The organism is Pseudoalteromonas phenolica (assembly GCF_001444405.1).
GTDB lineage: Bacteria > Pseudomonadota > Gammaproteobacteria > Enterobacterales > Alteromonadaceae > Pseudoalteromonas > Pseudoalteromonas phenolica.
In genome coordinates this window covers 1,202,286-1,228,601 of sequence record NZ_CP013187.1, presented here as the reverse complement: position 1 = coordinate 1,228,601, position 26,316 = coordinate 1,202,286, and the positions used below count along the sequence as shown (strand labels likewise).

Below are 26,316 nucleotides of genomic sequence, written 5' to 3'. Positions count from 1 at the left end.
TCTATTTTAAACTAGCCCAAATTCTATTTGGGCTTTTTTATGTTTGAAATCAAAAAGATCATCGGCGGCCTCTTAATGCCCTTGCCTCTCACCTTAATTATTTTGTCACTGTGTTTATTATTTATCGCAAAGCAAAATAAAAAGTCATACTTAATTGCTTGGCTTTGTGTTTTTGCCACTTGGTTTATAAGCACACCTTACGGCGCAAATCTGTTGATTGAACCTGTTGAAAAGACACAAGCGCCTTTTGATATTAAAAAACACAAAAAGCTCGACTATATTGTTGTACTTGGCTGTGATGTCTATGCCAACAGCCGTCTGCCAGCAAATGGCCAACTTGGTGGCTGCGCGTTATCACGTTTAGTTGAAGGGCTTCGTCTGGCAAATGCATACCCACAAGCCAAACTGATTGTCTCAGGGTATGGCTTTGGTAAAACCACAGGCGCTGATTTAATGGCAGAGACTGCTAAAAGTTTAGGTATTGCGAAACACCGTATTTCGACTAATCCAACAGCCAAAGACACCGCCGATGAAGCAAAACTACTTGCACCAAAATTAGTCGATAGAAAAGTTGCACTGGTCACATCAACAAGTCACATGGCCAGGGCCAGTGACTTATTTTATGTGCAAGGGGTTGATGTGATCAAAGCACCGGTGCAATTTTATACTTATAAAAATACACCTACACATAAGCTTTTTATTCCAGATTCGGGAGTATTAAGAGCGGTTACGAGCCACTGGCATGAAGTCATAGGTAAAGCGTGGATAGCGTTAAGGCGATTCATTAACCCTGAAGCTTTATGAATCAGTGCTTAAAAATACGTTAAAATGCTTACTTTTACAGCGTTTTATCGCAATTTAGATGGCTAAAAGTAGAGAAATGGCGCAAAAAATTGAAAATTAGCCCAATTTTCGGTATAAATGCGCCTTTAAATTAAACCCGCGTATCCGCGTATTAACGACTAGGATCTACGATGAGTAAACTTGATAAAACTGAAGTATTAAGCGCTTTTGAAGCTGCATATGAAGCTGCCCATGGTAAAAAGCCAGAGATCACAACTAAACCTGGCTGGTACAGCATTGACGGTGGCAAAAACATGCGTCTTGCAGATGTAGCAGCACTAACAGAAGAGCTTACTTCTGGTTCTGCGGCTCCTAGCCAAGAAGCGGCTCCTGCTAAAAAAGAAGCAAAAAAACCAGCAGCGCCTGCGAAAACTAAAAAAGCAGCATTTACTGTTGTTAAAGCTAACGAAGAAGGCTACACACCAGAAGAATTCTGGATCATCCGTCTTGCTGAAAAAGAGCATGACTGTCGCCTTCCACGTGGTGTGGTTTAATCCCCACTCACAGTTAGACATAAAAAAACCGCGTTTACCGCGGTTTTTTTATGTCTGGATTTTAATATTGTCAGATTAAAATCCAGCAGGAGTGAGACCTAAACCTCACTCACCAGTCAAAAAATTACTCTTCGAAGAATAACTTCTCGCGCTTTTTAGCACCGACTTCTTGCATTGTAGACGCATCAAATAAACGACCATTGATCATAGTATGACTGATCTTGTCCGTATCTCTGATGTTATCTAGTGGGTTTTTATCTAGCACGATTAAGTCAGCTAATTTACCCGCCTCAATTGAACCAATATGTTCATCAAGACCGATATGCTTAGCCGGATCAATCGTAGCTGCACGCAATGCCTCATGCGGTGTCATGCCACCTTGTGCAAACATCCAGATTTCCCAGTGTGCCGCTAGGCCTTCACGCTGACCGTGTGCACCTAGATTCACTAACGCACCTAAGTCTTGTAATTCAGCAGACACACGTGCGTTGTTGAAGTGATTATAGTGGTGATCTGGTGACTTAATACGACGCATTGAACGTGGTAGTAATTGGTTCTTAGGCACAAACTTACTTAATCTTGGGTGTGCCCACACATCGGTTTTATCGTACCAATAGTTTTCACCCCAAATACCGCCATAAGCCACACCTAGCGTTGGTGTATAACCTACATCAGTCTGCGACCATAACTGCTTAATATCGTCATAGATATGCGAGACAGGTAACGAGTGCTCAATACCAGTATGACCATCAACAACCATAGTGAGGTTGTGTTGTAACAATGACCCCCCTTCAGGCACAACCATCATGCCTAACTGACGACCAGCTTCAACCACTTGCTGACGCTGCTCACGACGCGGTTGGTTATAAGACTTCACACTAAAGGCACCCACTTTTTGTAAACGCTCTAAATGGAACTTGGCATCGTCTAATGAATCGACATGTGATGTATAACCCGGCATATTCGCACCGTACAAAATTGTGCCGGTTGAGAAAATACGTGGTCCAACAATTTTACCTGCTTTTTGCATTTCGCTGGCTGCAAAGATCTCTGTGGTATCGTTAGATGGATCGTGAATGGTTGTTACACCTAAAGATAAGCCCGCAAAGTTCTTCCAGTTTTGCTCTGGAATGATCTCGTTACTGCCTTGCGCACCGTGCGCGTGTACATCCACTAGCCCAGGTAAAATAGTCTTGCCTGTTACATCAATCACTTTCGCGCCTTTTGGAATGCGCACATCAGCTTGTGGACCCACGGCTTTGATGTGCTTGCCATCTGTCAGCACCACACCATTTTCGATAACTTGCTCGCCTTTCATGGTAACAATCGTTGCGCCAGTTAACGCTATCATGCCTTTTGGCTCGGCCATTTTCTGCTTGAAACCAATGTTTGTGCCACTGGCCACTTTAAAGTCAGCATCTTCTGCTTTATTAATATCAAACATGCCTGCAAGTGACGCGTGATAAAGTTCAGGTCCTAGACTCCAATATAGTTTATCGCCTTTAGCGCTCCATGAAATGCCCTCACCCGCTCTGACAGATAACTGCTCAACAGGGAATTGTTTATCGCTTGGAGAGATATTAATGGTTTTACCACTCTCGACAAATGGCGTGACAAATACTTTAAAGCGTTCAGCAAATGCGAGATATTTACCATCCGGAGATACACGGTACTCTGTCGCATGTTTTGATTCGTATAAAACCTGTGTTTTCTTCGTCTCTAGGTTGACTGCACGAAATTGCGGTTTAGGCCACCCCGCCATTACAAAAATACGGTCGTTTCTGTCAGCAAACTGAGGTTGGAACCCAGACTCTGTGATGAGTTCTGATTCACCACCTTTACTTGAAACTGTGTAAATACCCGACTTTAACGACCACTCTGGGGTTAAAATCGAGCTGCCTGAAGTTTTACGGTATACCACAGTGTCGCCATCAGGACTAAATGTCGGCTCAACATATTTGCCTGGCTGTTTAGTAACAGCTTTACCACGACCTGAGCGCGCAGATACAACACGTACCGAACCCTGCTCTTTGTCATCCCAAGTGACATAAACAATCTTTTTGCCATCACGAGAGAATTGTGGGAAGAATTCAAAATGATCTTTTTGTTTAGTCAAGCGCTTAATTTTGCCCGACTCTAGATCTCTTTTATAAATGTGACCCATGGCTTCAAAAATAGCCGTTTCACCGTCAGGAGAGACTTGTACGTTACGAAGCATTTTCACATCGAATTCAGGCTCATCGATGTCCTGTGCAAAACGTAATGCTTTTTGCAGCTTTTTGGTGGTTTCTACTTTAAAGGCAATTTCTTCAACTGACTTGTTTTTCACTGCCAGTTTATGAATTTTACCACCCGCCCAGAATACCAAATGCTTTTGATCAGGCGTCCAAGCAATGGTTGGGTACACACCGTGAATGGCCCAAGTTTCTTGCATATCACGCTCAAGTTCACCATAAAGCTTGGTATGCTCACCTGACTCTAAGTCATATAAATAGAGGCTTGATTGAAAATCGTCACGTTTAATATATGCCAGTGTTTTACCATCTGGTGACGGGGTTGGACGAATGGCACCGCCCATGCCCGATAAGATCACCTCGATCTCACCTGTTTCTCTGTCTAAACGCTTAATTTTATAAATGCCTGCCACTGAATCTTTTGAATAGTGAAAAGTCTTACCCGGCGTGGCATCTTGTGAGAAATAGACATAACGACCATCTGGCGAGAACGCAGGCTCACCTAAATCTTTTTGCTCATTTGGGCGCTTAGTGAGTTGAACACCATTACCACCGCTTTTGTGGTACATCCAAACTTCACCCGCACCTAAAGAGCGAGTACCCGTAAAGTGCTTACGCGCCACAATAAAGTTACCATCTGGACTCCATGAAGGACTGTTCAATAGGCGGAAGGTTTCTTTTGTGACGGCGGTTTGCTCTGACCCATCGGTTTTCATTACCCAAATATTGTCACCACCGCCTTGGTCTGAAGTAAAAGCAATATACTGACCATCAGGGCTAAAACGTGGTTGCATTTGCCAACCAATGTCTGAAGTTAACTGTGTGGCTTTACCGCCTTTCATCGGCATAGTATAAATGTCACCAAGTAAATCAAATACGATGGTTTTACCGTCAGGGCTGACGTCGACATTCATCCAAGTACCTTGCTCTACCGATACTTTCGCATCAAAGAACTCACCTTGCGGCGCATCTACTTGCCATTTTTCTGATTTTTCTGCGGCCTGTGCACTGCCGAGTGCCAATGACACAGAAAGTGCGAGCGCACTATAAAACTGTTTTTTCATCTTGTTGTCTCTCAGTTATCATCACTAATGATTACAACTGATTGCAACAAAATTTCGAATGAGATACCAGAAAAAAGCCACCAGTTGCAGATTTTATCGACGGTACCAGTTACGGGGATCAAACTGGTAATAATCCGTCAGTAACGTGAATAACTCCGGGTCGTATTGCTTCAGCTCAAACGGTTTTTCTATGAATGTCTCGGTCAGCACTGCAAAAAATTCCGCCTCATTGGTTGCCCCATAACTATGCATAACATGATGCATGCCGTAAGCCACATGACTTTTAAGGTTTGAATAGGCACGGGTAAACACTTTACCCCATTGTTGATACATGGCCTGCGAGTGCAACTGAGGTGTGCCATTGGTTTGCCCAGTTTGTTGATCGAGCTGATGGGCAAATTCGTGAAACACCAGATTATGGCCATCTTCAGGTAATCTATGCCCTTCTATCACGTTATCCCAACTTAAAACCAAAGTCCCGCCGGGCCAAGATTCCCCTTGTCTAACTGAGGTATGGTAATTAACTAACCCCGCCGCATCGCGACTTTGCTGTGGCGCATAGTAGCTACTGGGATATAACAGCACTTCTTTCACATTTGGATATAAGGGCCACAGGCTGTTCAGTACCAATAAACAAGCATCGGCAGCAATCAGTAAGGCCATAGCACGATTCACTTTTAAACCATCACGACCTAATACGCGCTTTTCACCTAAAAACCAAACAATGTGATTTTCGAGCTTTTCACGGTCATTGTCAGTCATATTACGATAGATAGGCATATATTTAAGTAAGATCAGCTTATCTTGCTCTGACAGGTTTTGATCAGCATATTTATGCTGCCAATATTGCCTCATCACATCGTGCCATCGCCAATAAGTCACAACAAAAACCACAAGTGCCAACATTAAGAAAATATTTATCATGTGAATTCTCTTTACTCTATTAATGACTTAGTTGGTACGAGTTGCAGCGATTTCAATATAGCTTTGATAAAATCCGGAAACTTAAAAATTATAAGATAGAACGCTGCCATGACTTTACCTATTGCCCAGATAGAAGCTGATTTTCACGCTCATATTGATTCTTCTCCGCTTGTGATCAGCGCAAGCACTGGTTCAGGCAAATCAACTTGTTTACCTGTTTGGGCAAAAAAAATTGGCCGAGTGTTGGTAGTACAACCAAGACGTATTGCCTGTACGTCACTTGCGGAATATTTAGCTGAGCAAAGCCAGCAACCGCTCGGAAAAGAGATTGGCTACGCCATTCGTTTTGAAAGCCACTTCGATGAAAACACCCAAGTGGTATTTGCCACACCAGGTGTCGCACTGCGGTGGTTTTTTGAGTCTAAATTAAAAGAGTTTGATGTGGTCATGCTGGATGAATTTCACGAGCGTCGCTGGGACATGGATTTGCTGCTTGCTCTTCTTAAAAGTCACCAAGCCCATAAACTCATCGTCACCTCCGCCACACTAAATACACAGCCTTTATGTGATTATTTACACGCAACGCACCTACATAGCGAAGGCAAAATGTTCCCCGTCGAAGAGACTTTTATTGCCGATGATATGAGGGTGATGCCAAACAAACATGACTTAGCCCCCAGGGTATACCAAGCTTGCACTCAAGCATTGAATGAAACCCAAGGCGATATTTTGGTGTTTTTACCGGGCAAAGGCGAAATTCAAAGTGCCGCAAGTGCACTTAAGGAGTTAGATGCCATTGTCATTGTCATTGGTTTGTATAGTGGTTGTCATAAATCTCAGCAAGATTTAGCGCTTAAACAACAATCAAAACAACGTATTATCTTAGCAACCAATGTTGCTGAAACCTCACTGACCATTCCCAATATTACCTGTGTGATTGATTCAGGTCTTGAGCGTCGTACCCATCTTCGCGGCGGTAAAACGGTACTAGCACTAGAAGCCATAGCTGCAGACTCTGCAAAACAACGACTTGGCCGCGCAGGTAGAACACAAGCAGGCCGCTGTATTCGCTTATACGGCCAGTATGCGCCATTGATAAAAACCACACCGCCAGAAATTCACAGGGAAGCCTTGTCTGAACTTGTATTAGCGAGCGCCTGTGCAGGGTTCAATATACATGAGTTACAATTTTTAGAGGCATTGCCAAGTAGCTCGTTAAATACCGCCATTACACAATTACAAAAAGTCGCCGCCCTTGATAATGATTTGAACGCCACTGAGCATGGCAAAGTGTTATATCCGCTGCCTATTGATGCTGAGTACGCATTCTTAATAACACAGATGCCAAGCGGAGCGCTTAAACAAGCCATGATCGATGCCATCGCCGTTTTAAGTGTGCCAGCGCGAGTTTATCAACTGCCAAATAATTCAGAGCAACTCGAAGAATTAAACAAGGTACTACCCAATCAGTGCGATCTAGAGCTGGCTATTAATTTACTTAGAGGTAAAGCCCCTCATGTAAATGTCGAACAACACGCGTTTGAAGAGGCCAAGCAATTTAGCAAACAACTACGAGAGGCCTTTTCATTACCAGAGCTGAGTAAAGCCGCGAATTTTGATAGAAATTTACTCTTACAACATATTGCTCAAGCCCGACCTGATTTACTTTACATAAAAAGAAATAATCGACGCGGTGCATTTGGTAATGGCCACAGCGAAGTGATCCCTGCCAAAGAATCTCGCATTAATGACAAGGCGCAAGCAATGATAGTGTTAGACACCTATGCCATGGCCGGTAAAGGCACAAAACAAGCCATGACGTTGGCAACCTGCGCCGCCCCAATACCACTTAGCCTTATTAGTGAATTTGCGCAATGCGAAACCACACTCAACAAAGCTGAGATCATAGACGATGACATCATGGTGAATATCAGCCATGTTTTTGCCGGAGTAGAACTTTCGTCAAAACTTGAGCCTGTCACCTCAGACACCCTCATTCCCGCCTGTGTCGAGCTCATACTCAATAATCAATTAATGCCGGGCGTAGCCGAGAAAGTGACGGGGTCGATTGATTATCATACCCTTTATAACTTAGCTGAAAATATTACTGAGACACTACCAACAGCTGAGCAATACTTGCTAGAAACTTTGACCAATTTAGGTATTCGTGAACAAGATGATTTAGCCTTAATCGAACCCGAAGACTTGTTTTATCAAGGCGTGGAGTCTTGGTTAATTGAGCCATTTAAAGAAAAATACCCGCTTAAAATCGATTTACCTGAGTTAAAGCTATCGGTTGAGTATTTCTTCAATGCGAAGCGTTTAACCCTACATCATGAAAGCGGCGCGCGTAAAGATGCACCTAAAAGATGGGAATTACCAGCTTGGCTGGGATTTAAAATTAAATATAAAAAGGCGAGTAAAGTGGTTGATGTAAAATAAAAAAACCCTCGAAAATATCGAGGGTTTTTAATTTTATCAGACTAACTTAAATTAGAACTTAAAGTTAACGCCTGCAGTGAATGTACGACCGTACAAATCATAGTAACCATCATCTGAATCATATACACCTGGTACACGTGGTGGTGTTACGTCAAATAGGTTATTGATACCAGCTCTCACTGTTAATTGCTCAGAAATATTATAACGAGCATTTAAATCAAACTCAGTATGAGAGCGGATATTATTGTAGTTGTTGTTTTCAATTGTCCAAGCACGGTCACGTACAGTTGAGTGACGGTACTTAGTGAATAAACCAACATATAAGTCGTCAAGTGTATAACCGATGTTTAGAGTCGCTTTCCAACGAGGGTAACGCTCTTCACCCACTGTAGGGTTAAACGTGTATTGATCATCGTTTACATCATCAATACGCTCATTCTCAGTCAGATAGTTTGCGATAGCGCGGAACTTGAACTCACCGAAAGACGTATCAAGCTTGTAGTTAGCTTCAATGTCAACACCCTTCATCTCGATGTATGCAAGGTTAGCTGAAGCAGCTTTAACTTCGATGATGTCTAAGTTTGCACGACGGTCAAATAACTGACAATACTCGTTTGTTGCAAAGTTAGAAGAGCGGTAACAGTTGTTAACGACTGTTTGAGGGCCAACAAAAGTTAGTGCATCTTCAATCTTATAATTCCAGTAATCAACAATTAGGCCAAGATTATCAGTCGGAGTATATATAATACCGAATAATGTATCTTCTGAAGTCTCTTCCTGTAGGTTAGGGTTACCGCCGTTTACACTTTGTGGTGTAACTTCACGCCATGCCTGACTTGGTCTCCACTCATCTGCAACTGGAATACCATCTGCCGCACAGTTAGCGCGAATTGCTGCTTTAAATTGATCTTCCTCAGCTTCAATTTCAACAGCATCACATGGGTCGTTGTAAGATGAGAATGACTGCGTACCTGTGTTGTATAAATCGTCTAGCTCAGGTGCGCGAACTGATTTCGAACGTGTAGCTCGAACACGGATATCGTCAATTGGCTGCCATGCAAAACCAACCTTGTATGCACTGTTACGACCAACTGTAGAATAATCCATCGCACGGTATGCAATATCTAGTGTCAGTTCTTCAGCTAAGAAAGTATCAGCTAGTAGTGGGATAGATACTTCTAAACCAAGCTCAGTTACGTCAAACTCACCATCCCACGCACGAACAAAGTTGTTGAAAAGTAAGTTGTTTTGCATTGCTGCACCCGGTGTTCTTTCACCACGCTCTTCACGGTATTCACCGCTTAATGCAAACGAAATGGCACCTGCCGGTAGTTCGAAAACAGCACCTGACAAAGTAGCGCCTAGCACTTTCTGGCTCTTAACACTATGCTGTGTACCATCAGTATTCACATAGTTCAATGCTTCTTCTGACGGTGCATTTTCACCAAATAAATTCAATGGTGCACAACCTGCAATAGCACCAACAACTTCTCCAGCATCATTTCTGTCAGCACAAACAATAGAGCCGTCAAGAAGTGTTGCATCAAGCGCGTTATCTAAGTGTGCTTCTAAAAGCTCACCGCCCCAATGTGCGTCTTCTGTATTTCTACCGTAGTTGTAATAAACTTCGTAGTCATACTCATCCATGATAACACCTTTCACAGATAGAGTACCGCTGAAGTATGCTTGATCATTGTAGAACTGACGCTTACCGCCACCTACACCTAGCTTAGTAATCCAAGTAACGTCATCAGGGTTTGCACCTTGTTCATTAAAGAAATCTCTCGCTTCTTGACCCCAGAAAGGGTTATCTACACGAATAGGTTTTGCAAGGAATACTGGGCTTGAATCAGATACAGATGACGTTTTACCATAAGCCATTTCAAAGCTAACACTATGATCATCATTAATATCTTTGTTAATTGCTGTAAACGTATTTAAACGCTCAAGCGGCACTGCGATATATGAGTGGTCTAAGAATTTATAACCGTCAGCTTCTTCACCATAATAACGGTTTTGTGCATTTGGAGCTGGACGAGGACCAATACCTGTATTCGCAGGGTTTAACTCACCATTAGGACCAAACGTATAGCTTTGACCACCAAGAGTTACCATACCCTTACGGTCGTAAGCGCCTAATACTTGTGGTAAACCTTGAAATTTTTGAGGTGCTAAAACAAACTGCGGAATACCATCTTCTTCACCTGTATTCTCAGGGTTACGCATAGTAACAATCGTGTCACGGATGAAGTCTCTGTCACGACCATCTAGTTGGCCAATCTTTGAATATGTTGCATTGAAAATGAAGCTATTATCTTCATTTTCACTACCAAATGTTAGTGAGAATACGTCTTCTTCACCTTTGTCTTGTTGCGGTCTTGAAGTTAGAGCGTCAATGCTGAAACCATCATAAGAATCTTCTAGGATGATGTTAACAACACCAGCCATTGCATCTGAGCCGTATACAGCTGAAGCACCACCATGAGTAATTTCTACACGCTTGATTACCGCAGTTGGGATCATGTTAAGGTCAACCGCTGAATTTGTAACACTTGACGATACAAAACGTTTGCCATTTACTAGTACTAGAGTACGACCTGTACCTAAACTGCGAAGGTTAGTAGTACGAATACCAGCACCGAAAATACCTTGGCTAGTTGTTAAAGAAGTACCGATATCAGCAGAAGGTGTTGAATCTAAAAGATCACCAACGTTTGTAATACCCGCATCACTTAGGTCTGCACCTGAGAAAACTGTCACTGGAGTTGGCGCTACTTCAGAATAACGCTTGATACGAGAACCAGTGACCTGGATGCGCTCTACTTTTTCTTCTTTTGCTTCTGTTTCTTCTGCAGCAAAAGTATTTGCTGAAAAAGCAGCTGTAGAAGCTGCACCAAAAGCGATCGCTAAGCGAACTGCTTTTGAAACTTTATTGTTTAACATTTATTTCTCCCTGATCTCACTTCGTAAGACTTTGTTTTTTTTAATGTTTTTATTGAGTTATTGCAAATATAAAAAATGTACCTAATGCAATACTCCGGCAACATACTAATAGCAGGGACAACAAAAGGTCAACCAATTGGAGATAAAAATTTACACTTTCTTCAACAATAGTGTTTACACACAACCTAAGTTAACGAAAAATAAATACTTGATGGATATAGAGAAAAGTGAGCTAGTAGCAAAAGATAAAAAGAGTCAAATTTTGCGCTGTAAAAAAGTACAGCATTTAAATAGTAAGCATCTCCACTCCAGGAGTTGCTAGTTACTTTATTGATATGTAGTAAATAAGAGCAATTATTAAGTTCATACTACTTTTCTGCAGATATAACGACAGCGATTAAATTATTAGATTCGTCTCTAATCTCTTTAAACGCAATCTCAGAGAAAAGTTGAGTAATTCTAATTTTTTGCAACAGTTTTTCGGTATTTTCTGCAGCCTTTTTAAGTTCATTAAGTCTTAACAATAATAACTCAAGTTCTGATTCGAACAGTTTATATGCCTCATCGAAATCAATATTTTTATTTTTAATTATAAAGCGATAAAACGCCGGAAAATTTGTTGCTTCAAGACTGACTTTTTCTAATGACTGAAATGAAGATATAAATTTCTCAATTTTTTCTATATACAAGCTAGTAGGCTCATTATTCATTAATACATTAACCAAACCTTTTAAATCAGCCAGCACATGTTCTTTTACTGCATAACCTGCTTCAAGTATCTGCCTATTAGGCTTAACTATGATAGAACTTTTGTGATGACAAACTAGGTGCAACTTACCCTCAGGTTTTAATATTCTATGAGTTTCACTTAAACTCAAATCAACATCTGAATACTCAAGGGCAAACTGAGATATAACAGCATCGAACTCTTCATTTTTAAATGGCATTTTTTCAGCTGAAACATGAGAAATAAAATGTCCATTTATTTGTTTTGTTACTTCATTATTTATTTTTGCTAGATCTATTCCCACACATTCATGTTCGGAGACAGCTTGTATTAACTCGATTACAGCACCATTGCCGGTGCCAACGTCAAGTACTTTAGAATGCTTATCTAAAGTTCTTGAAAAACCTTGCCATAGGAATTTAATTTCACCTTGATAATTCATTTTAAAAGCTTCGCCAAATGAAGTTATATAACCTTGACTCCAGTATTCTGACCAGTGATTTTTCATTTACTTTTCCTCCTCAAAAAAAAAGGCTGAATTAAATTCAGCCTTTTTCTATTCAATTACAATTAGAAGCTAATTGAATATGTTAAGCGATAATCACGACCAAAGTTGTTATATAGGTCTTGGTTATCCCACGTACCATTTGAAGATAAAACAGGATCTTCATCTGTTAAGTTATTAACTGTAAAAGTAATAGAACCCATTTCACCAGCAAAATATGTATAAGTTAGGTTATGGATTAACCAGCTATCTAACTTGCCCGAAGTGACATATGGTGCATTTGCAATATTGTTACCGTCAGCATCTTTAGGTGCTACTTCTGTTTCTGTCGTGCTTGCTGTATAAGTCGCGTTCCAAGCAAGAGAGTGATCTTCATAAGACCATGCAATTGTAGCTACTGACTTGAAGTCTGGTTGGCCTGACCAACCCGCACTGTCTTGTACAAAACCGCCTACTTCACTCTCATATGAAAGAACAAAACTATTTACATTATTGAAACGGAAATCACCGAATTCTGTATCAATATTAGCATTGATAGTGAAGTCAATACCTTCAATTTCAAAACCTGTACCATTGAAGTAAGAAGTACCAGCTTCAATTAGAGTACCTGAAGCAGCACGCTTAAGGTAGAAAGTTTCATTTGATGTATCAGTATCAGGAGACACAGCTGTAATTAAGCCCGCAGCTTCATCGGATAATAATGATTGTAGCGACTTAGACTGGATTACATTGTCGATTGATAGCTGGAAGTAATCGACTTTGAAGCTAAGGTTATCGTTAACATCCCATGCCACACCTAAGTTAGTGTAATCTGAAGTTTCAGCATCTAACTCAGAGTTTTGCGTGTAGTAAGTATCATACTGTCTAGAAGTTGTTGCGCCATTATTGTAATCAATCGCTGATTCTGCTGAGAAAGTACGTGCAGCATTTAATAGATCAAGGCCTGGAGCACGGAAAGACTCTGAGTAAGAACCGCGAACAACTACGCTATCAGTAACTTGCCAGCGAGCAGAAACTGCAGGAGCTACGTTGTCACCGAAATCTGAGTAATCATCGTAGCGAGCTTTAAGGTTTACTTCTACAGTATCAGAAATAGGAAGTACTGATTCAAAGAAGAATGCAGTTACATCACGTTCACCCATCGAAGAGTTACCAGCAGAACCACCAATACGACCTGCTTCAGACTGACCATCATAAATATCTGCGTAAGTTTGCTCGAAATATTCCATACCAAAATAGTGCGCTACTGTACCACCTGGTAATTCAAACATGTCGAAGCCGATACCTGCAAAGTATTGGTCAAATGTAGAAGAAGATTCTTGAAGAGTAGTTGCTTTCATATTAGCAATACCTTCTTCAGAACCTAAGTCGATATCGTTTTGCTGGTTATATGCTAAACCAGAATATGATAGGTAATATTGACCCACAGACTTGTTGTCTGCCTTATTACGGTGGTAATAAACTTCCCAAGTAGCATTGTTCCAATCAAGGTCACCACGAAGGCCAGTAGTAAGGTCGATGTTATAGTCATCTACGTTACCATCACGAGTACCAATACCAACCCATCTGAAGTAACCTGTTGTCTCTTCACCGAATGGATTATGTGGATTATCAGCAGCCATATTTCTCCACGGAGCCGCAGGAGGCGCATAACGACCAAATGAAGAGTTTTGAACAAACATTGCTTGACCGAACCACTGAGTGCTATCAGTCAGTTCATAGTTCGAACTAACATAAATAGTATTTCTATCAATTGAAGCTGTGTTGTATGAAACATTCGCGTAAGCATACATACAGTAATCAGAACCAGGAGCCCAATCTTCGTTTGCGTCAACGCGGCGGAAAGTATCTTCACCGTACTCTGCGATTAACTGATCACAAAGAGGAGATGCTTTAGCGATAGAAAAATCTGGAGCAGCAACTGTTGCACCATAAATTGACCAGCCAACTGTATCAGGTGTATAAGCTTCGATATCGCCATCACCATCTAAATCGCCGATTTTAGCTTTCGTGTACTCACGAGCGCCATCACTGATGCCTTCACGCTTTTGAAAATCAAAACCGAATGTAATATTACCTTTGTCGTTAGAAACACCGCCAACGATTGAAAATTCAGATGAAGTTGTGCCTTCGTCTTGATCACGCTTACCAACACCAGCGTTGATGTTTAGGCCTTCAAAATTATCTTTAAGGATTACGTTAACAACACCAGCCATAGCATCAGAACCGTAGATTGAAGAAGCACCTTCAGTCATGATGTCAATACGTTCAACTGCTGCCATCGGAATAGCATTTAGGTTTGCAGAAGCACCACCTAATGTTGGTGAGCCTGGAAAACGACGACCATTAAGAAGAACTAATGTACGACGAGAGCCCGCACCGCGAAGGTTGATAGTTGCTTGAGACTGAGCCGAGCTACCAGAACGTTCCGAGAAAGAACCAAAAGAGTTCAATGAACTTGAACGTAATGCATCAGCAACGGTGAAATCACCTTCCATTTTAATATCTGCAGCTGTGATAGATACAACTGGTGAAGCACCTTCAAGATCCGTACGCTTGATACGAGAACCAGTAACTTCAATACGTTCAACTTTTTCTGCACCATCTTCGTCTGCAGCAAAAGTATTTGCTGAGAATGCAGCTGTAGACGCTGCACCAAAAGCGATCGCTAAGCGAACAGCTTTTGAAACTTTATTATTTAACATTTTATCTCCCTGGGGCCACTTGTTAGAAGCTTTTATAGTTTTTGAGGGTTATCCCTCTTATAGGTAATTGCAACATATGCAACAAACAAGTTGCATACTAAACAACAGACATTATCCGTGTCAAATAAAAATATGACCAAATTGCAACATTAAATACACATAAAACCCTTTATATTTGGCGCCAGGACGATTAAAAACCAGTTAGTTGCAAAAAAAGAAACAAGGAAAAATTAACATGTTGTATTAATATTAATAATAGGTACATTTGATTCACATCAAAAATGCAACAATTAGAAATGTTGAATATTTAGTTAATTATCAAAAAGGTTTTGTTGTTTGTTCGTAATTGTTGATTCATTAATATTGACGTGAAACATTTTTAAGATGGGCATAATCTGCTTTTGAATGTAGTGTTCGTAATCAACTTGCTTAATATCTTGTTCGTCACGCACAGCGACAGGCCCTGATTTAGAAATATAATAATTTATGATCGTGCCTTTAGATAAAGTGAAGTCTGCAGAGTTTGGAAGGTTTCTCGCAGCTCTCGCATGAGGCGGGATATTCTTAACATACTGTTCAAGTGGCTTACCTAAACGCTTTTTATAAATGAGTAGGTGATCATTTTCGCCACTGAGGATCTTGGTAATATATTTTTGGGCGACTGATTCAAGAGCTCCTTCTGAGAATAAAGTTTCTACTAATTCTTTTTGGAATAATTTGGCTATGTCAGTCCAATCACTTCTGACTGTTTCCATACCTTTAAATACCAGTTCAGAGTGACCATTCTTTTCCACTCTTCCCACATAACGTTTTTTTGAACCGGTTTCTTGCCCACGGATGGTCGGCATAAAAAATGGGCTATAATGTGTTTCAAATTCAATTTCTAAATGACTTTGAATACTATAGCGTTTTTCACACTCTATAGACCAAGTGTGGTTTATTTTTCTTTGTATCGCTTTGCCTATTTCGTGGCTTTGTTCAGGCGTTATTTCCTCAGGTAAAGACACAAAAGTTGAATCTGTATCACCGTAGATAACTTCATATCCCCAACTTTCAAGCCATTTACGCGTTGTTTGCATAATTTGATGACCACGCAAGGTAATAGAACTTGATAACCTTGGATCATAAAAACGACAGCCTTTTGAGCCTAAAACCCCATACAAACTATTCATTATAATTTTGATAGCCTGCGATAACATGGCATCGCCCTGCTCTTTGGCGTTTTGCCTTTTCTCTGCCAATTGCTCGACCAATTTAGGCAAATGGTGTGTAGTTTTAGAAAAATATCCGCCGTTGAAGCCCTCTAAAGCATTATCTTGGCTCTCTAAACCTTTAATAAGCCCTAACGGATCTATAAAGAAAGTACGAATGATGGATGGATACAAGCTTTTAAAATCAAGCACCAGCACATTTTTATAAAGGCCAGGTTTGGACTCCATGACATAGCCGCCAGGGCTTTCAAATGACAGCCCATGCTCAGCCAAATTTGGCGCGATATAGCCACTTCGATGTAATAAAGGTAAGTATAAATTAATAAAAGCAGCCACTGAGCCACCCATTTTTTCAAGCTCTAAACCTGTCATTTGGGTTCGCACAATGGCAAATTCTAGCAAGTTTAGTTTCTCGAAAATCGATAAGACAAGCATGCAATCTTGCAGGTTGTAGGCTGCTAAAGCGGGTTTATCTTCATTAAACTGTCTGATGATCTCAGACAAGCGGTTATCCTGTTGGATAAGTTTTTGTTCACCTAAAATTTCACTCGCTACATTAGCAAGGCTAAAACTCGGGAAGTGATACGTGGCATTTTTCATGGTATCGATACCATCAATAACCACTCGGCCTGAAATCAAAACTCGAACATAGTTACCTTTATAAATATCTATCGCGGCATTATCACGGCCTAAACAAAGGTCGATACCCAGCGCTTCTGCTCGCTCTGCTAAAACCACAAAATCAAACTCAATCACATTCCAGCCAACAATCACATCAGGATCTATGGCTTTCACTTGTTGCATTAAAACTTGTAGCAGTTCAATTTCGTCTTCTACCCAAATAATACTCTGCTCTGTTTGCTGAGGCGCTCCAATCATGATGACACCTTTATAGTGCTCGCTGACAAGACCGACTGAAAAAAGCACCCCTTGCCCATCACACTCAATATCAAGTGACAACATAGAAAGGTTTGGCTTGTAGTTTGGGTTTTCTTTCAGCTTTGCATCCGTGATCTCGATATAACCACTACGTTGCTTCACTTTTCCATTTACCCAAACACCGCCTTTTATGAATCGCTCCATTAAATAACGGTCGCAATGACGAATATCATCCTCATACAAACGCATATGCTTAGAAAAGCGTTGCTTGACTTGAAATAGATGCTGATTGGAAGAAAAATAACAGGCTGCAACGGGCTCACCGTCGAAGTGCTTTAGTGAAAGTAGTTTTATGTCACATTGCAGCCCATGTTCATTGATTAAGCTTTTAGCTTGCGCTAAATCTGACTGGCGAATGAAAAAAACAGATTGCTGATCGGGTATAATTACCTTGGCTGGACCTTGTGGTGTCATAAGCCAATAACAAAGACACAACTTCCCCTGCTGATTAAATTGCTGGCGTGATAGTATAAAGCCTTCGTATACAGCTTGTGCCAAGATAAAACCCCATCTAAAATATCAAACACTGTAATTATATACATACCGTACTTTTTAGGCGACCTTCATGCTTTCAGATGCATTAAAAAAAACAATTCGAACAACACACACCAGCATTGCTGAAAGCTTAGACGGTTATAGACCCAGAAAAAGCCAAAACTATCTAGTCGCAGAAATCGCTAAAGTATTAGCTGGCGAATACCATAGATCACAAAAAATCTGTGTAATAGAAGCCGGAACTGGTACAGGTAAGTCTCTCGCCTACTGTTTAGGTGCCCTGCCCTTAGCATTGGCAAAAAAGAAGAAACTCGTCATTTCTACTGCAACTGTTGCCTTACAAGAGCAACTCATTGAAAAAGAATTACCTTTTTTTAAAGAGCACTCAGGACTCGATTTTAAGTTTGATTTGGTCAAAGGCAGGCATAGATATATCTGTGTGCACAAATTAAATTCAGCATTAGACGAAGACATGATGCAAATGTCACTCGTGCCTACATTAAGTTCGCCGCTATCTGAACAAGAGAAAAACTGCTTAGTTGCTCTACAAAATGCCTATCAAAATAAGCAATGGCAAGGTGATAGAGACAGTTGGGCCGACACCATTCCTGATCGAGTATGGAACTTAATTGCCTGCGATAAACATGCATGTCAAAGACAGATGAAGTCTCATCATCTATGTCCTTTCCATTTAGCACGACAAAAAATGGCGCAAATGGATGTACTTGTTATTAACCATGCTCTGTTACTTGCTGACTTAGAGCTCGGTGGAGGCAAAATCTTACCTGAGCCCGATGAGACTTTTTATGTCATTGATGAAGCGCATCATTTACCTCATATCACTCGAGACTTTTCATCTGCAGCGGCAACCATTAAAGGCACATTAGATTGGATTGAAAAACTTTTAAAATTCAGCCAGAAGATGGCCAACGCCATTGTGTCGCAAAAAGCCATTGGTCAAAATTTTAAACTCAATGACGCCGCGAATGATGCGGCTAAAGATTTAAGGTCGGTCAGAGACTTACTAGACCAAGCTGATTTTAATTATAACGACGATGACACTTATCGATTCGAACACGGTATTGTGCCTGAGCAACTCACTCTCAAGGCCAAAGACATCAGCGATGCAACACTCGATGCGCTAAGAGCACTCAATAAAATGCATGATGCACTTACCTTAGATGTCAGTGATGGTGACGTGACTGCATTCTTAGCCGATCCACTTTTAGCCGAGAGTGGTCAGTACATCAACCGTCTGGAGCAATTACAAAAACTGTGGTTCAGCTACGCCAGTAAAGGCGACAGTATTCCGCATGCTCGATGGATTAAGCGACTTGAATATAAAAATCATCACGACCATTTACTTTGCGACTGCCCTATTGAGGTGGGTTACTACTTAAAAGACAAGTTATGGCGAGAATGTGCAGGCGCCGTATTATGCTCAGCCACGCTCAGTGCACTCGGTACATTTGACCATTTCGCAAAAGAAAGTGGGTTAAAAGGTGAAGAAGGCGTGCAATATATTAAAGCTAATTCACCATTTGATTATCCAAAGCAAGCGACGCTACATATACCTACCACAGATAAAGAGCCTACTGATAAAGCCTTCAGTGACTTCTTAGCTGATGCTTTGCCTAAGTATTTAGACAGAACTAAGGGGAATTTAGTGTTATTTGCCTCCTATTGGCAGATGGAGCACGTTGCGAAAAAAATGCGATTGAAAAACTGGCAAATTCTTGTTCAAGGTGAGTTCTCTCGTGACGCCCTGCTTAAAAAGCACAAATCTCGTATTGATTCTGGCCATGGCAGTATTTTATTTGGTACGCAGAGCTTGTCTGAAGGACTTGATTTACCCGGTGCCTATTTAGAGAATTTAGTTATCACAAAGATCCCTTTTGCAGTACCTACCTCCCCAATAGAAGAGGCGCAAGCTGAGTTTGTTACAAGTAAAGGCGGTAATCCATTTTTATCAATCACTGTACCCGATGCTGCAAAGAAATTAGTACAAAGCTGTGGTAGACTGCTTAGAAAAGAAACCGATCAGGGAAAAATCACGCTCCTTGATAGGCGTTTGGTCAGTAAACGGTATGGTAAAGCCATGCTAGATACCCTCCCGCCATTTAAAAGACAAATAGATTATTAATGTTTGAATTTGCGCTCGACCCCATGACGTGGGGCTTATTGTGTTTGGTTGCTCTTATAGCAGGCTTTATTGATGCGGTGGCTGGCGGTGGTGGCATGTTAACAGTGCCTGCTCTTCTAACTGCGGGCTTACCTCCGCACATGACGTTAGGAACTAACAAGCTTGCTGCAAGCTTTGGCTCAATCACGGCTAGTGTTACTTATTATAAAAAAAACTTATTCAACCCCAAGTTTTGGGCAGGTTCTATTGTCGCCACCGCAATAGGTGCACTACTCGGTACCCTATTGGTTGATCATCTTAGTATTGAATTTTTAAACAAATTACTACCCGTAATCATCATTGCTGTGGCCTGTTACAGCTTATTTGGTAAATTTAGTACTGAAACCAGTCATCATTTACCGACCAAAACATTGCAACTAAAAATAAAACAGTGGTTACAAGGGTTAAGTTTAGGCTTTTTTGATGGTTTAGCAGGTCCAGGTACGGGCACTTTTTGGACAGCATCAAATAGCCTACTTTATAAGATGAGTTTATTGTTGAATTGCGGACTCGCGCGTTCGATGAACTTTGTATCGAACTTTATTTCGCTGATCACCTTTGTTGCATTAGGTCATGTTAACTTTTTACTTGGCATTACCATGGGGCTATTTTTAATGGTAGGCGCGTGGATAGGTGCGCACTCAGCAATTAAGTTCGGTAATAAGCTGATAAAACCCCTGTTTAATAGTGTCGTTATCGTACTTGCCGGTAAACTTATTTATGAGGCTTATTTTATATGAGTCAAGCCATTGTCAAATTACAGCAGCAAATTGAGCAACTTGCTCAGCATGCTCACCAGTTTGATAAAGCGAAGTGGTTTGATAAAAACCGCTACATTCAAGCACAGCCAAGTTTATTTGCACACAGCGTGTTTGCAACAAAAAGCTTAAAATTGTGCGACTATGTAGACGAAATCAAAGAAGCATTTGCAAGGTTGCCGAGCCCGGAAAAACGTCATGCCTATGCGTTTGCCCTCGAAAAATTAAGCACTCAAATAGAAGCGGTTATAAAGGTATTAAAATCGACACCGGTTTGGGCCAAAGAGAATACGTTTGCTAAACCCAAAAAAACCAAAGTGTATCGCCAAGCGGTTAAAAAAATCATGCAGAGCTCCCATGAGCTATATCAAGAGCTTTCTCAAAACCATGAATTTGAGCGCCGTTTACAAGAAATGATTGATTTACGTAAGCAACAGCTCTCGTCGGCAAGTACCTCTGAAGCGAGTAAAATTAATCAAGAGATCTTGGCGCTACATGCACGGCTCGGACGTTGTAGGAAAGCCATCACTGCCACTGAAGATAAGATTCAACAAGTCGAAAAACAACAAAACCGCTAATGATTTTCTATCACCCCATATACAGTGCCCTACAACTGCCTGAGAGGCACCGCTTTCCCATAAAGAAATACCAAAAGCTTAACAATACAATCCATACTATGGGTTTTTCCGACCGAGTATTTGAACCAAAGCCTGCTAATTTAGCGCAGATCAAGCTTTGCCATGATGCTAATTATGTCGATGCATTTGTGAATGGCTTTTTACCAGAGAGAGCCATCAAAAAAATGGGCTTTCCATGGTCGACCACATTAGTTGAAAGAACCTTACTTTCTGTTGGTGCGAGTATCGAGGCGGCTGAATACGCAATAGAGCATGGACTCGGCTTAAACCTTGGTGGAGGCTACCACCATGCACAATTCGACCATGGTGCTGGGTTTTGTATTTTTAACGATCATGCCATAACCGCAAAACATTTGGTACAGCAGGGTCATGTTGAACGTGTAGTGATCCTAGATTGCGATGTGCACCAAGGAGATGGCACTGCTGATATTTTGCATGACAACGACAACATCATTACTTGCTCTTTGCACTGTGTTCAGAATTTCCCTCGAGCAAAAGCGCGCTCAGATCTTGATTTCGAAATCGAAAAAGGCTGTACCGATACACATTATTTGCAAACGCTCCAGCAAGCTTTAGATTTAATTGGGCGCCTCTATCGACCTGATATCATTATCTATAACGCCGGTGCTGATATTTACCATAAAGATGAACTTGGTTTACTTGATATCAGTCTAGTTGGCGTATTAGAGCGCGATAGAACAGTGATTTCATTTTGTAAAAACAACAATATTCCTTTATCGATTGGTCTTGGCGGCGGCTATCAACGTAATGAAGCGCAACTGATAGAAGTACATAAACAACTTTTATACGCTGTGTTCGAAAACTATTGATTTTTGGTATAAACTCAAAAAATAAAAACATTAGGAAGATGACATGAAACTACATGATGATGTGCATAATTATTATGAAAAAGTCATGCTAGACCGCATCGTTGAGCGCAATTTGCAAGACAAATACGATGATGATGTTATGGCTGATTTTTGCTGTACGGTACTCAATCAATTGCCTGCAAGATATATTCGCTACGATGTAGACATGGCTTTTTACTTACCACAACACGAGCGTATCCAAATGGAGAAAAGAGTTGATATTGCAATTGACGTTGCGATGACTCAAGTGGCAAAGAGAGGTTCAACGGTCAGTGAGTAACTTTTAGAAATGAGCAATAGTTTAGAAAATGCACCGACTCATGTAAAATTGGCAGTCGACTTAATCATGCTTCTTGAACAACATAAACTGCCCGCCGAGGAAGTACTTGCTGCTCTTGAAATTGTAAAAACGGACTTTCAAAATAAATTAAATGATGAAGCTAGTCCAAACTAGCTTCATGTCACTTTGCAACCTGTTAGGCTGTTTTTAAAGTTTCTGAGTTGAAATCTAATAACCCAAGTTTATATTGCGCATAAAACTGACTGTCAGATTCAGATTGCTTTGGGCAGATAAAATACCCAACGTCATCTCTAAAAGGCCTAGCATGGTGGTGTTTACCATCTTCCCAATATAACACCGCATGTTTTACCAAGTCGCCCATATAGGAGTGATCCCACTCATAATGACAAAAGCCATGGTGCAATGATAAATATGGGTCATACTTGTCCAGTAAATTAATATTAAGTAAACCGTTTTTGTAGGCTGCAAAGACTTTCGCATCGTATTCTGCCGTCTTTTCGTCAACAAAATAGGCAATGTCTCTGCGAGGAGGTAATGCTTGTGGCAAGCCAAATTTTTCGCTGACAGCTGAACATTCAACCACAATCCAAGACACAAAATGAGCACCTATTTGGTGGTCCCATTTCAATGCGACAAACATAATCATTCCTTATAAAAATTTTGCCGTGATTGTATTTCTATCACGATAATTTAAAAGCCCGAAATGCCGAATGCTTGTTTCAAATCAAAAAAATTCTGAACAAAATTACATGAATAAACTTTTTCAAAACGTTACAAGATATTACTAAACCTTCGTTTTAACTGACTTCTAGGAAGGTTCAACGAAATCTCGCTTTTTTATCTTTGCTAAATTATCCACATCTGCGCCACAATGTTAAAGCTGACTACTTTTGGTGCTTTTGGACATGACCATGAACTTAACCCGCTCCTCATTAAAGAATCCTGCTGCGGTTCTTGTCATTCTTACTTTAATTATTTTATTTGGCATCATCAGCATTTTTAAATTACCGATTCAGCTCACTCCTGAAATTGAGCAACCTCAGATCACTATATTTTCTGGTTGGCGCCAAGCAGCCCCAGAAGAAATCGAATCTATGATCATCGAACCATTAGAAAATGCCGTGAAGCATACGCCGGGCGCTCTGGAGGTAAATACCAATATCAACCAAGGTGGCGGCGCTATAAATCTAACATTTGCAGTTGGTGCTGATATGCAACAAGCCATGCTTGATGTACTGACTAGCTTAAACCAAGCCCCTCCTCTTCCTTTAGATGCCATGGACCCCGTGGTTACTGCTGGGGGTAATGGTGGTCCCGGATCAGGTGGCCCAACAGCAGCAAGTCTATTAGTTGTGCCTATAAGTTTTGACTCAGACCAACTTGATATGGCGAAATATCAAAAGCAAATTGAAGACATTATTGAGCCGAGACTTGCACGTATCTCTGGTATCTCTCGTGTCAATATGAACAGTGAGCGCCCACGAGAACTACGCGTTACTTTTGACCCACAAAAAGCAGCGGCATTTGGCATTAGCCTTGCTCAAATTCGCCGAACTTTATCGACTGCCAATGATAGTTCTGGTGGCCTTGCCGATGTCGGACGTCGGCAATACACAGTGCGATTTACTGGTAAATACAATGTAGACAACTTAGCTGAACTGCGCGTGGGCTATGTAGGCGAACGACCCATTTATCTCGGCGATATCGCAAGTGTCGAAGACACAGTCACTGATCGCCGTTCTATGACATTGAGAAACGGAAAACCGGCTTATTATATTACTATTTCAAGAGCAAACGACGCCAATACCGTTGCGGTATTAGATGAAATAAACGTTGCCATAAAAGAATTAAATGCAGGCGCTTTAAAAGAAGTTGGTCTTGCCATTGAGCTAAGTTTCGATTCATCGGTACATATCAGAAATGCATTACAACTGGTAAAAGGTAATTTGGGACTAGGGGTATTACTGGCGTGCGGAATACTTTGGCTGTTTTTTAGAGGTCTAAAACCCACATTGATCATAGCAGCAACCATCCCTGTGTCACTGATGGTTGCATTCTTAGCACTCAATCTGTTCGAGCGTAGTTTGAATGTTGTGTCACTAGCAGGTCTAGCATTTGCCGTTGGCTTAGTGCTAGATGCCGCAATTATCGTGCAAGAAAACATAGCTCGATTAACCGCCTCAGGCATGGTTGCGAACAAAGCAACTTTAAAAGGCGCGACGCAAGTTGGGGGGGCTTTGTTTGCCTCTACTGCAACCAGTGTCGCTATATTCCTACCCATTATGTTTATGGAGGGTATTGAGGGTCAATTATTTTCAGATCTCGCATTAACTTTATCGATTGCTGTTATCTCTTCGCTTATCTGTGCTATGACGCTTATTCCTGTGGCAAATAAGATTTGGCCTGAAACAAAAAGTAAACCTGATCCATATCAGGCCTATTGGCATAAGGTCACACATTGTGTGGTTAAGTTAACCAATAGCAGAGTTAAACAACTCAGTTGGATAGTCTCTTTATTAGGTGGCTCTGTATTTATTACCTATGCTTTATTACCGCAAACAGACTTTATGCCTCGTGCTCCTACTGACGGTTTCTTTTATACCTTGCTGACACCTCCAGGTGGAAATATCCAATTTATGGAAGCCGAAATTGCTTCTCGAGTTAAAAAGCGTGTGATGCCATATTATGAAGGCGAAAAGTCGCCGAAAATAAAAGACTTTAACTTCTATGTCTTCGGCTCAAATGCCGGTGGGTTTATTTATTCTGACGATCCGACTCGGGTAGAGGAGCTAATGAAAGTCGCACGTGAAGAGATATTCCATGATTTGCCCGATACTCGAGTCTTTTTAAACCGCGGCTCGATGATCCGAGTCAACAATGGTGGAGATGGGCGTGCAATAAATATTGATTTATCAGGTCCAAATATTGATGATTTAATCGCGGGTGCAAGAGTTGCCTTGCAAGCAACACGAGAAGCTATGCCTGAGGCTTCTGCTCAGCCAATGCCGCGTTTAGATATGGCCGAACCAGAGTTAAGACTTCACCCTGATGACAGGCGGATCACTCAAGCTGGTTTAACACGCAGTGACGTTGCACAAGCTGTGCAAGCGTTCACAGGGGGATTATTTATTAATGAGTACTTCGATGGTAACGAACGTATGAACGTCATCTTGCGTGCAAAACCCTGGCAGTCCCCAGAAGAGCTTAAAGAGATACCTATCATTACACCTCTGGCTGGCACACAAACACTCGGTGAACTTGCCCGTGTTGAACGAACCGTAGGACCGACACAATTAAGACGTGTAAATGGCAAGCGCACAGTCACCGTCATGGTTACCCCACCGCCCCAGATGAGTTTACAGGAGGCACAAGCACGCTTGAATGCACAAGTGCTACCAAAAGTACAAGCTGCGGTTTCTGCTTCAACGAGTGTGATCTTGGCTGGTAATGCGCAAAAGATGAATTCAGCCATTCAAGAAATGACCTTCAATTTTGCCTTAGCCTTATTCATCTTGTTTCTATTGATGACTGCACTGTTTAAATCAGCAAAAGATAGCTTTCTGGTTCTTTTGATCATGCCTTTGGCATTAGCAGGTGGGGTTATTGCTCTGTATGTACTGAACCTATTTACTTTTCAATCACTCGACCTCTTAACCATGATAGGTTTCATCATTCTGCTTGGATTAGTTGTCAATAATGCCATTTTATTGGTTGACCAAACTCGTAGCTCTGAACGAGACGGTATGCAAAGAGAAGATGCGGTAAAACAAGCCGTATTATTACGTGCTCGCCCAGTTTACTTAAGTACGCTAACCAGCTTATTCGGAATGTTGCCACTGATGCTAGTACCAGGTGTGGGTTCAGAGATATACCGCGGATTAGCAACCGTAATTGTTGGCGGCATGGCTATCAGTGCTATTTTTACACTGGTATTAATGCCTAGTTTATTACTGTTGGGCAAAGCAAAATATAAAACGCCTAAATCAATAAACAAAGAAAAGCCGCAACTCAATTTAGTTGCGAATCAATAAAGGAAACCGCT

Annotated in this window: 17 protein-coding genes; 10 read left to right on the top strand and 7 right to left on the bottom strand. The window is 41.2% G+C overall.

Going from position 1 to position 26,316, the window contains the following annotated elements; translation table 11 throughout:
* The first annotated feature begins 39 nt into the window (after positions 1-39).
* Both PP2015_RS05430 and PP2015_RS05425 read left to right on the top strand, forming a co-directional pair.
* Positions 40-804, top strand: coding sequence for a YdcF family protein (locus tag PP2015_RS05430; RefSeq protein ID WP_058029304.1), 765 nt, complete (start codon positions 40-42; stop codon positions 802-804).
* A 170-nt stretch (positions 805-974) separates the two neighbouring features.
* Positions 975-1,337 carry a hypothetical protein gene (locus PP2015_RS05425; RefSeq protein WP_058029303.1) on the top strand — a complete coding sequence of 121 codons (363 nt, stop codon included), beginning with the start codon at positions 975-977 and terminating at the stop codon, positions 1,335-1,337.
* A gap of 124 nt (positions 1,338-1,461) precedes the next feature.
* Here PP2015_RS05425 and PP2015_RS05420 read toward each other — a convergent pair whose 3' ends face one another.
* Positions 1,462-4,635: an amidohydrolase family protein gene (locus PP2015_RS05420; RefSeq protein WP_058029302.1), complete on the bottom strand. Its 3,174-nt coding sequence runs from the start codon at positions 4,633-4,635 to the stop codon at positions 1,462-1,464.
* A 93-nt stretch (positions 4,636-4,728) separates the two neighbouring features.
* Positions 4,729-5,559: a M90 family metallopeptidase gene (locus tag PP2015_RS05415; RefSeq protein ID WP_058029301.1), complete on the bottom strand. Its 831-nt coding sequence runs from the start codon at positions 5,557-5,559 to the stop codon at positions 4,729-4,731.
* Between the two features lie 108 nt (positions 5,560-5,667).
* Between PP2015_RS05415 and PP2015_RS05410 the strand changes: the two genes are divergently transcribed.
* Positions 5,668-8,001, top strand: a complete 2,334-nt coding sequence (locus PP2015_RS05410) for a helicase-related protein (protein ID WP_058029300.1) — start codon at positions 5,668-5,670, stop codon at positions 7,999-8,001.
* Between the two features lie 51 nt (positions 8,002-8,052).
* Here PP2015_RS05410 and PP2015_RS05405 read toward each other — a convergent pair whose 3' ends face one another.
* From PP2015_RS05405 to PP2015_RS05390, 4 genes are all read right to left on the bottom strand, one after another.
* Positions 8,053-10,944: a TonB-dependent receptor domain-containing protein gene (locus tag PP2015_RS05405; protein ID WP_058029299.1), complete on the bottom strand. Its 2,892-nt coding sequence runs from the start codon at positions 10,942-10,944 to the stop codon at positions 8,053-8,055.
* Positions 10,945-11,312: 368 nt separating this feature from the next.
* The gene (locus PP2015_RS05400; protein ID WP_058029298.1) at positions 11,313-12,179 is read right to left on the bottom strand and encodes a class I SAM-dependent methyltransferase; all 867 of its coding nucleotides are present in this window, start codon (positions 12,177-12,179) and stop codon (positions 11,313-11,315) included.
* A 62-nt stretch (positions 12,180-12,241) separates the two neighbouring features.
* Entirely contained in the window at positions 12,242-14,881 is a 2,640-nt protein-coding gene (locus PP2015_RS05395; protein WP_058029297.1) for a TonB-dependent receptor domain-containing protein, read from the bottom strand.
* A gap of 311 nt (positions 14,882-15,192) precedes the next feature.
* A complete protein-coding gene (locus tag PP2015_RS05390) occupies positions 15,193-17,529 on the bottom strand; it encodes a DNA polymerase II (RefSeq protein ID WP_058029296.1) in 2,337 nt (778 codons plus the stop codon).
* Between the two features lie 67 nt (positions 17,530-17,596).
* On the opposite strand from PP2015_RS05390, the gene dinG reads away from it, so the two are divergent.
* The 6 genes from dinG to rsmS are packed head-to-tail and all read left to right on the top strand — an operon-like array spanning position 17,597 to position 22,427.
* Positions 17,597-19,669, top strand: coding sequence for an ATP-dependent DNA helicase DinG (dinG, locus tag PP2015_RS05385; protein WP_058029295.1), 2,073 nt, complete (start codon positions 17,597-17,599; stop codon positions 19,667-19,669).
* Positions 19,669-20,448: a TSUP family transporter gene (locus PP2015_RS05380; RefSeq protein ID WP_058029294.1), complete on the top strand. Its 780-nt coding sequence runs from the start codon at positions 19,669-19,671 to the stop codon at positions 20,446-20,448. The genes dinG and PP2015_RS05380 overlap by 1 nt, the downstream gene beginning before the upstream one ends.
* Complete coding sequence (locus tag PP2015_RS05375) at positions 20,445-21,044, top strand: primosomal replication protein (protein WP_058029293.1); 600 nt, start codon at positions 20,445-20,447, stop codon at positions 21,042-21,044. The genes PP2015_RS05380 and PP2015_RS05375 overlap by 4 nt, the downstream gene beginning before the upstream one ends.
* Complete coding sequence (locus PP2015_RS05370) at positions 21,044-21,934, top strand: histone deacetylase family protein (RefSeq protein ID WP_058029292.1); 891 nt, start codon at positions 21,044-21,046, stop codon at positions 21,932-21,934. The genes PP2015_RS05375 and PP2015_RS05370 overlap by 1 nt, the downstream gene beginning before the upstream one ends.
* Positions 21,935-21,977: 43 nt before the next feature.
* Entirely contained in the window at positions 21,978-22,253 is a 276-nt protein-coding gene (locus PP2015_RS05365; RefSeq protein WP_058029291.1) for a late competence development ComFB family protein, read from the top strand.
* 9 nt (positions 22,254-22,262) lie between these two features.
* Complete coding sequence (rsmS, locus tag PP2015_RS21585; protein ID WP_083496522.1) at positions 22,263-22,427, top strand: pleiotropic regulatory protein RsmS; 165 nt, start codon at positions 22,263-22,265, stop codon at positions 22,425-22,427.
* Positions 22,428-22,449: 22 nt separating this feature from the next.
* Here the strand turns inward: rsmS and PP2015_RS05360 are convergent, their stop codons facing one another.
* The gene (locus tag PP2015_RS05360; RefSeq protein WP_058029290.1) at positions 22,450-22,914 is read right to left on the bottom strand and encodes a hypothetical protein; all 465 of its coding nucleotides are present in this window, start codon (positions 22,912-22,914) and stop codon (positions 22,450-22,452) included.
* 271 nt (positions 22,915-23,185) lie between these two features.
* On the opposite strand from PP2015_RS05360, the gene PP2015_RS05355 reads away from it, so the two are divergent.
* On the top strand, positions 23,186-26,305 hold the full coding sequence (locus PP2015_RS05355; RefSeq protein ID WP_058031552.1) for an efflux RND transporter permease subunit: 3,120 nt from the start codon (positions 23,186-23,188) through the stop codon (positions 26,303-26,305).
* Positions 26,306-26,316: the final 11 nt, after the last annotated feature.

Bases quoted from the DNA above. Each gene is read 5' to 3' on its own strand.
- PP2015_RS05410 (WP_058029300.1), top strand. From the start codon at position 5,668: ATGACTTTACCTATTGCCCAGATAGAAGCTGATTTTCACGCTCATATT.
- PP2015_RS05380 (WP_058029294.1), top strand. From the start codon at position 19,669: ATGTTTGAATTTGCGCTCGACCCCATGACGTGGGGCTTATTGTGTTTG.
- PP2015_RS05400 (WP_058029298.1), bottom strand. From the start codon at position 12,179: ATGAAAAATCACTGGTCAGAATACTGGAGTCAAGGTTATATAACTTCA.
- PP2015_RS05415 (WP_058029301.1), bottom strand. From the start codon at position 5,559: ATGATAAATATTTTCTTAATGTTGGCACTTGTGGTTTTTGTTGTGACT.
- PP2015_RS05395 (WP_058029297.1), bottom strand. From the start codon at position 14,881: ATGTTAAATAATAAAGTTTCAAAAGCTGTTCGCTTAGCGATCGCTTTT.
- PP2015_RS05365 (WP_058029291.1), top strand. From the start codon at position 21,978: ATGAAACTACATGATGATGTGCATAATTATTATGAAAAAGTCATGCTA.
- PP2015_RS05375 (WP_058029293.1), top strand. From the start codon at position 20,445: ATGAGTCAAGCCATTGTCAAATTACAGCAGCAAATTGAGCAACTTGCT.
- PP2015_RS05405 (WP_058029299.1), bottom strand. From the start codon at position 10,944: ATGTTAAACAATAAAGTTTCAAAAGCAGTTCGCTTAGCGATCGCTTTT.
- PP2015_RS05370 (WP_058029292.1), top strand. From the start codon at position 21,044: ATGATTTTCTATCACCCCATATACAGTGCCCTACAACTGCCTGAGAGG.
- rsmS (WP_083496522.1), top strand. From the start codon at position 22,263: ATGAGCAATAGTTTAGAAAATGCACCGACTCATGTAAAATTGGCAGTC.
- PP2015_RS05420 (WP_058029302.1), bottom strand. From the start codon at position 4,635: ATGAAAAAACAGTTTTATAGTGCGCTCGCACTTTCTGTGTCATTGGCA.
- PP2015_RS05360 (WP_058029290.1), bottom strand. From the start codon at position 22,914: ATGTTTGTCGCATTGAAATGGGACCACCAAATAGGTGCTCATTTTGTG.
- PP2015_RS05425 (WP_058029303.1), top strand. From the start codon at position 975: ATGAGTAAACTTGATAAAACTGAAGTATTAAGCGCTTTTGAAGCTGCA.
- dinG (WP_058029295.1), top strand. From the start codon at position 17,597: ATGCTTTCAGATGCATTAAAAAAAACAATTCGAACAACACACACCAGC.
- PP2015_RS05355 (WP_058031552.1), top strand. From the start codon at position 23,186: ATGAACTTAACCCGCTCCTCATTAAAGAATCCTGCTGCGGTTCTTGTC.
- PP2015_RS05430 (WP_058029304.1), top strand. From the start codon at position 40: ATGTTTGAAATCAAAAAGATCATCGGCGGCCTCTTAATGCCCTTGCCT.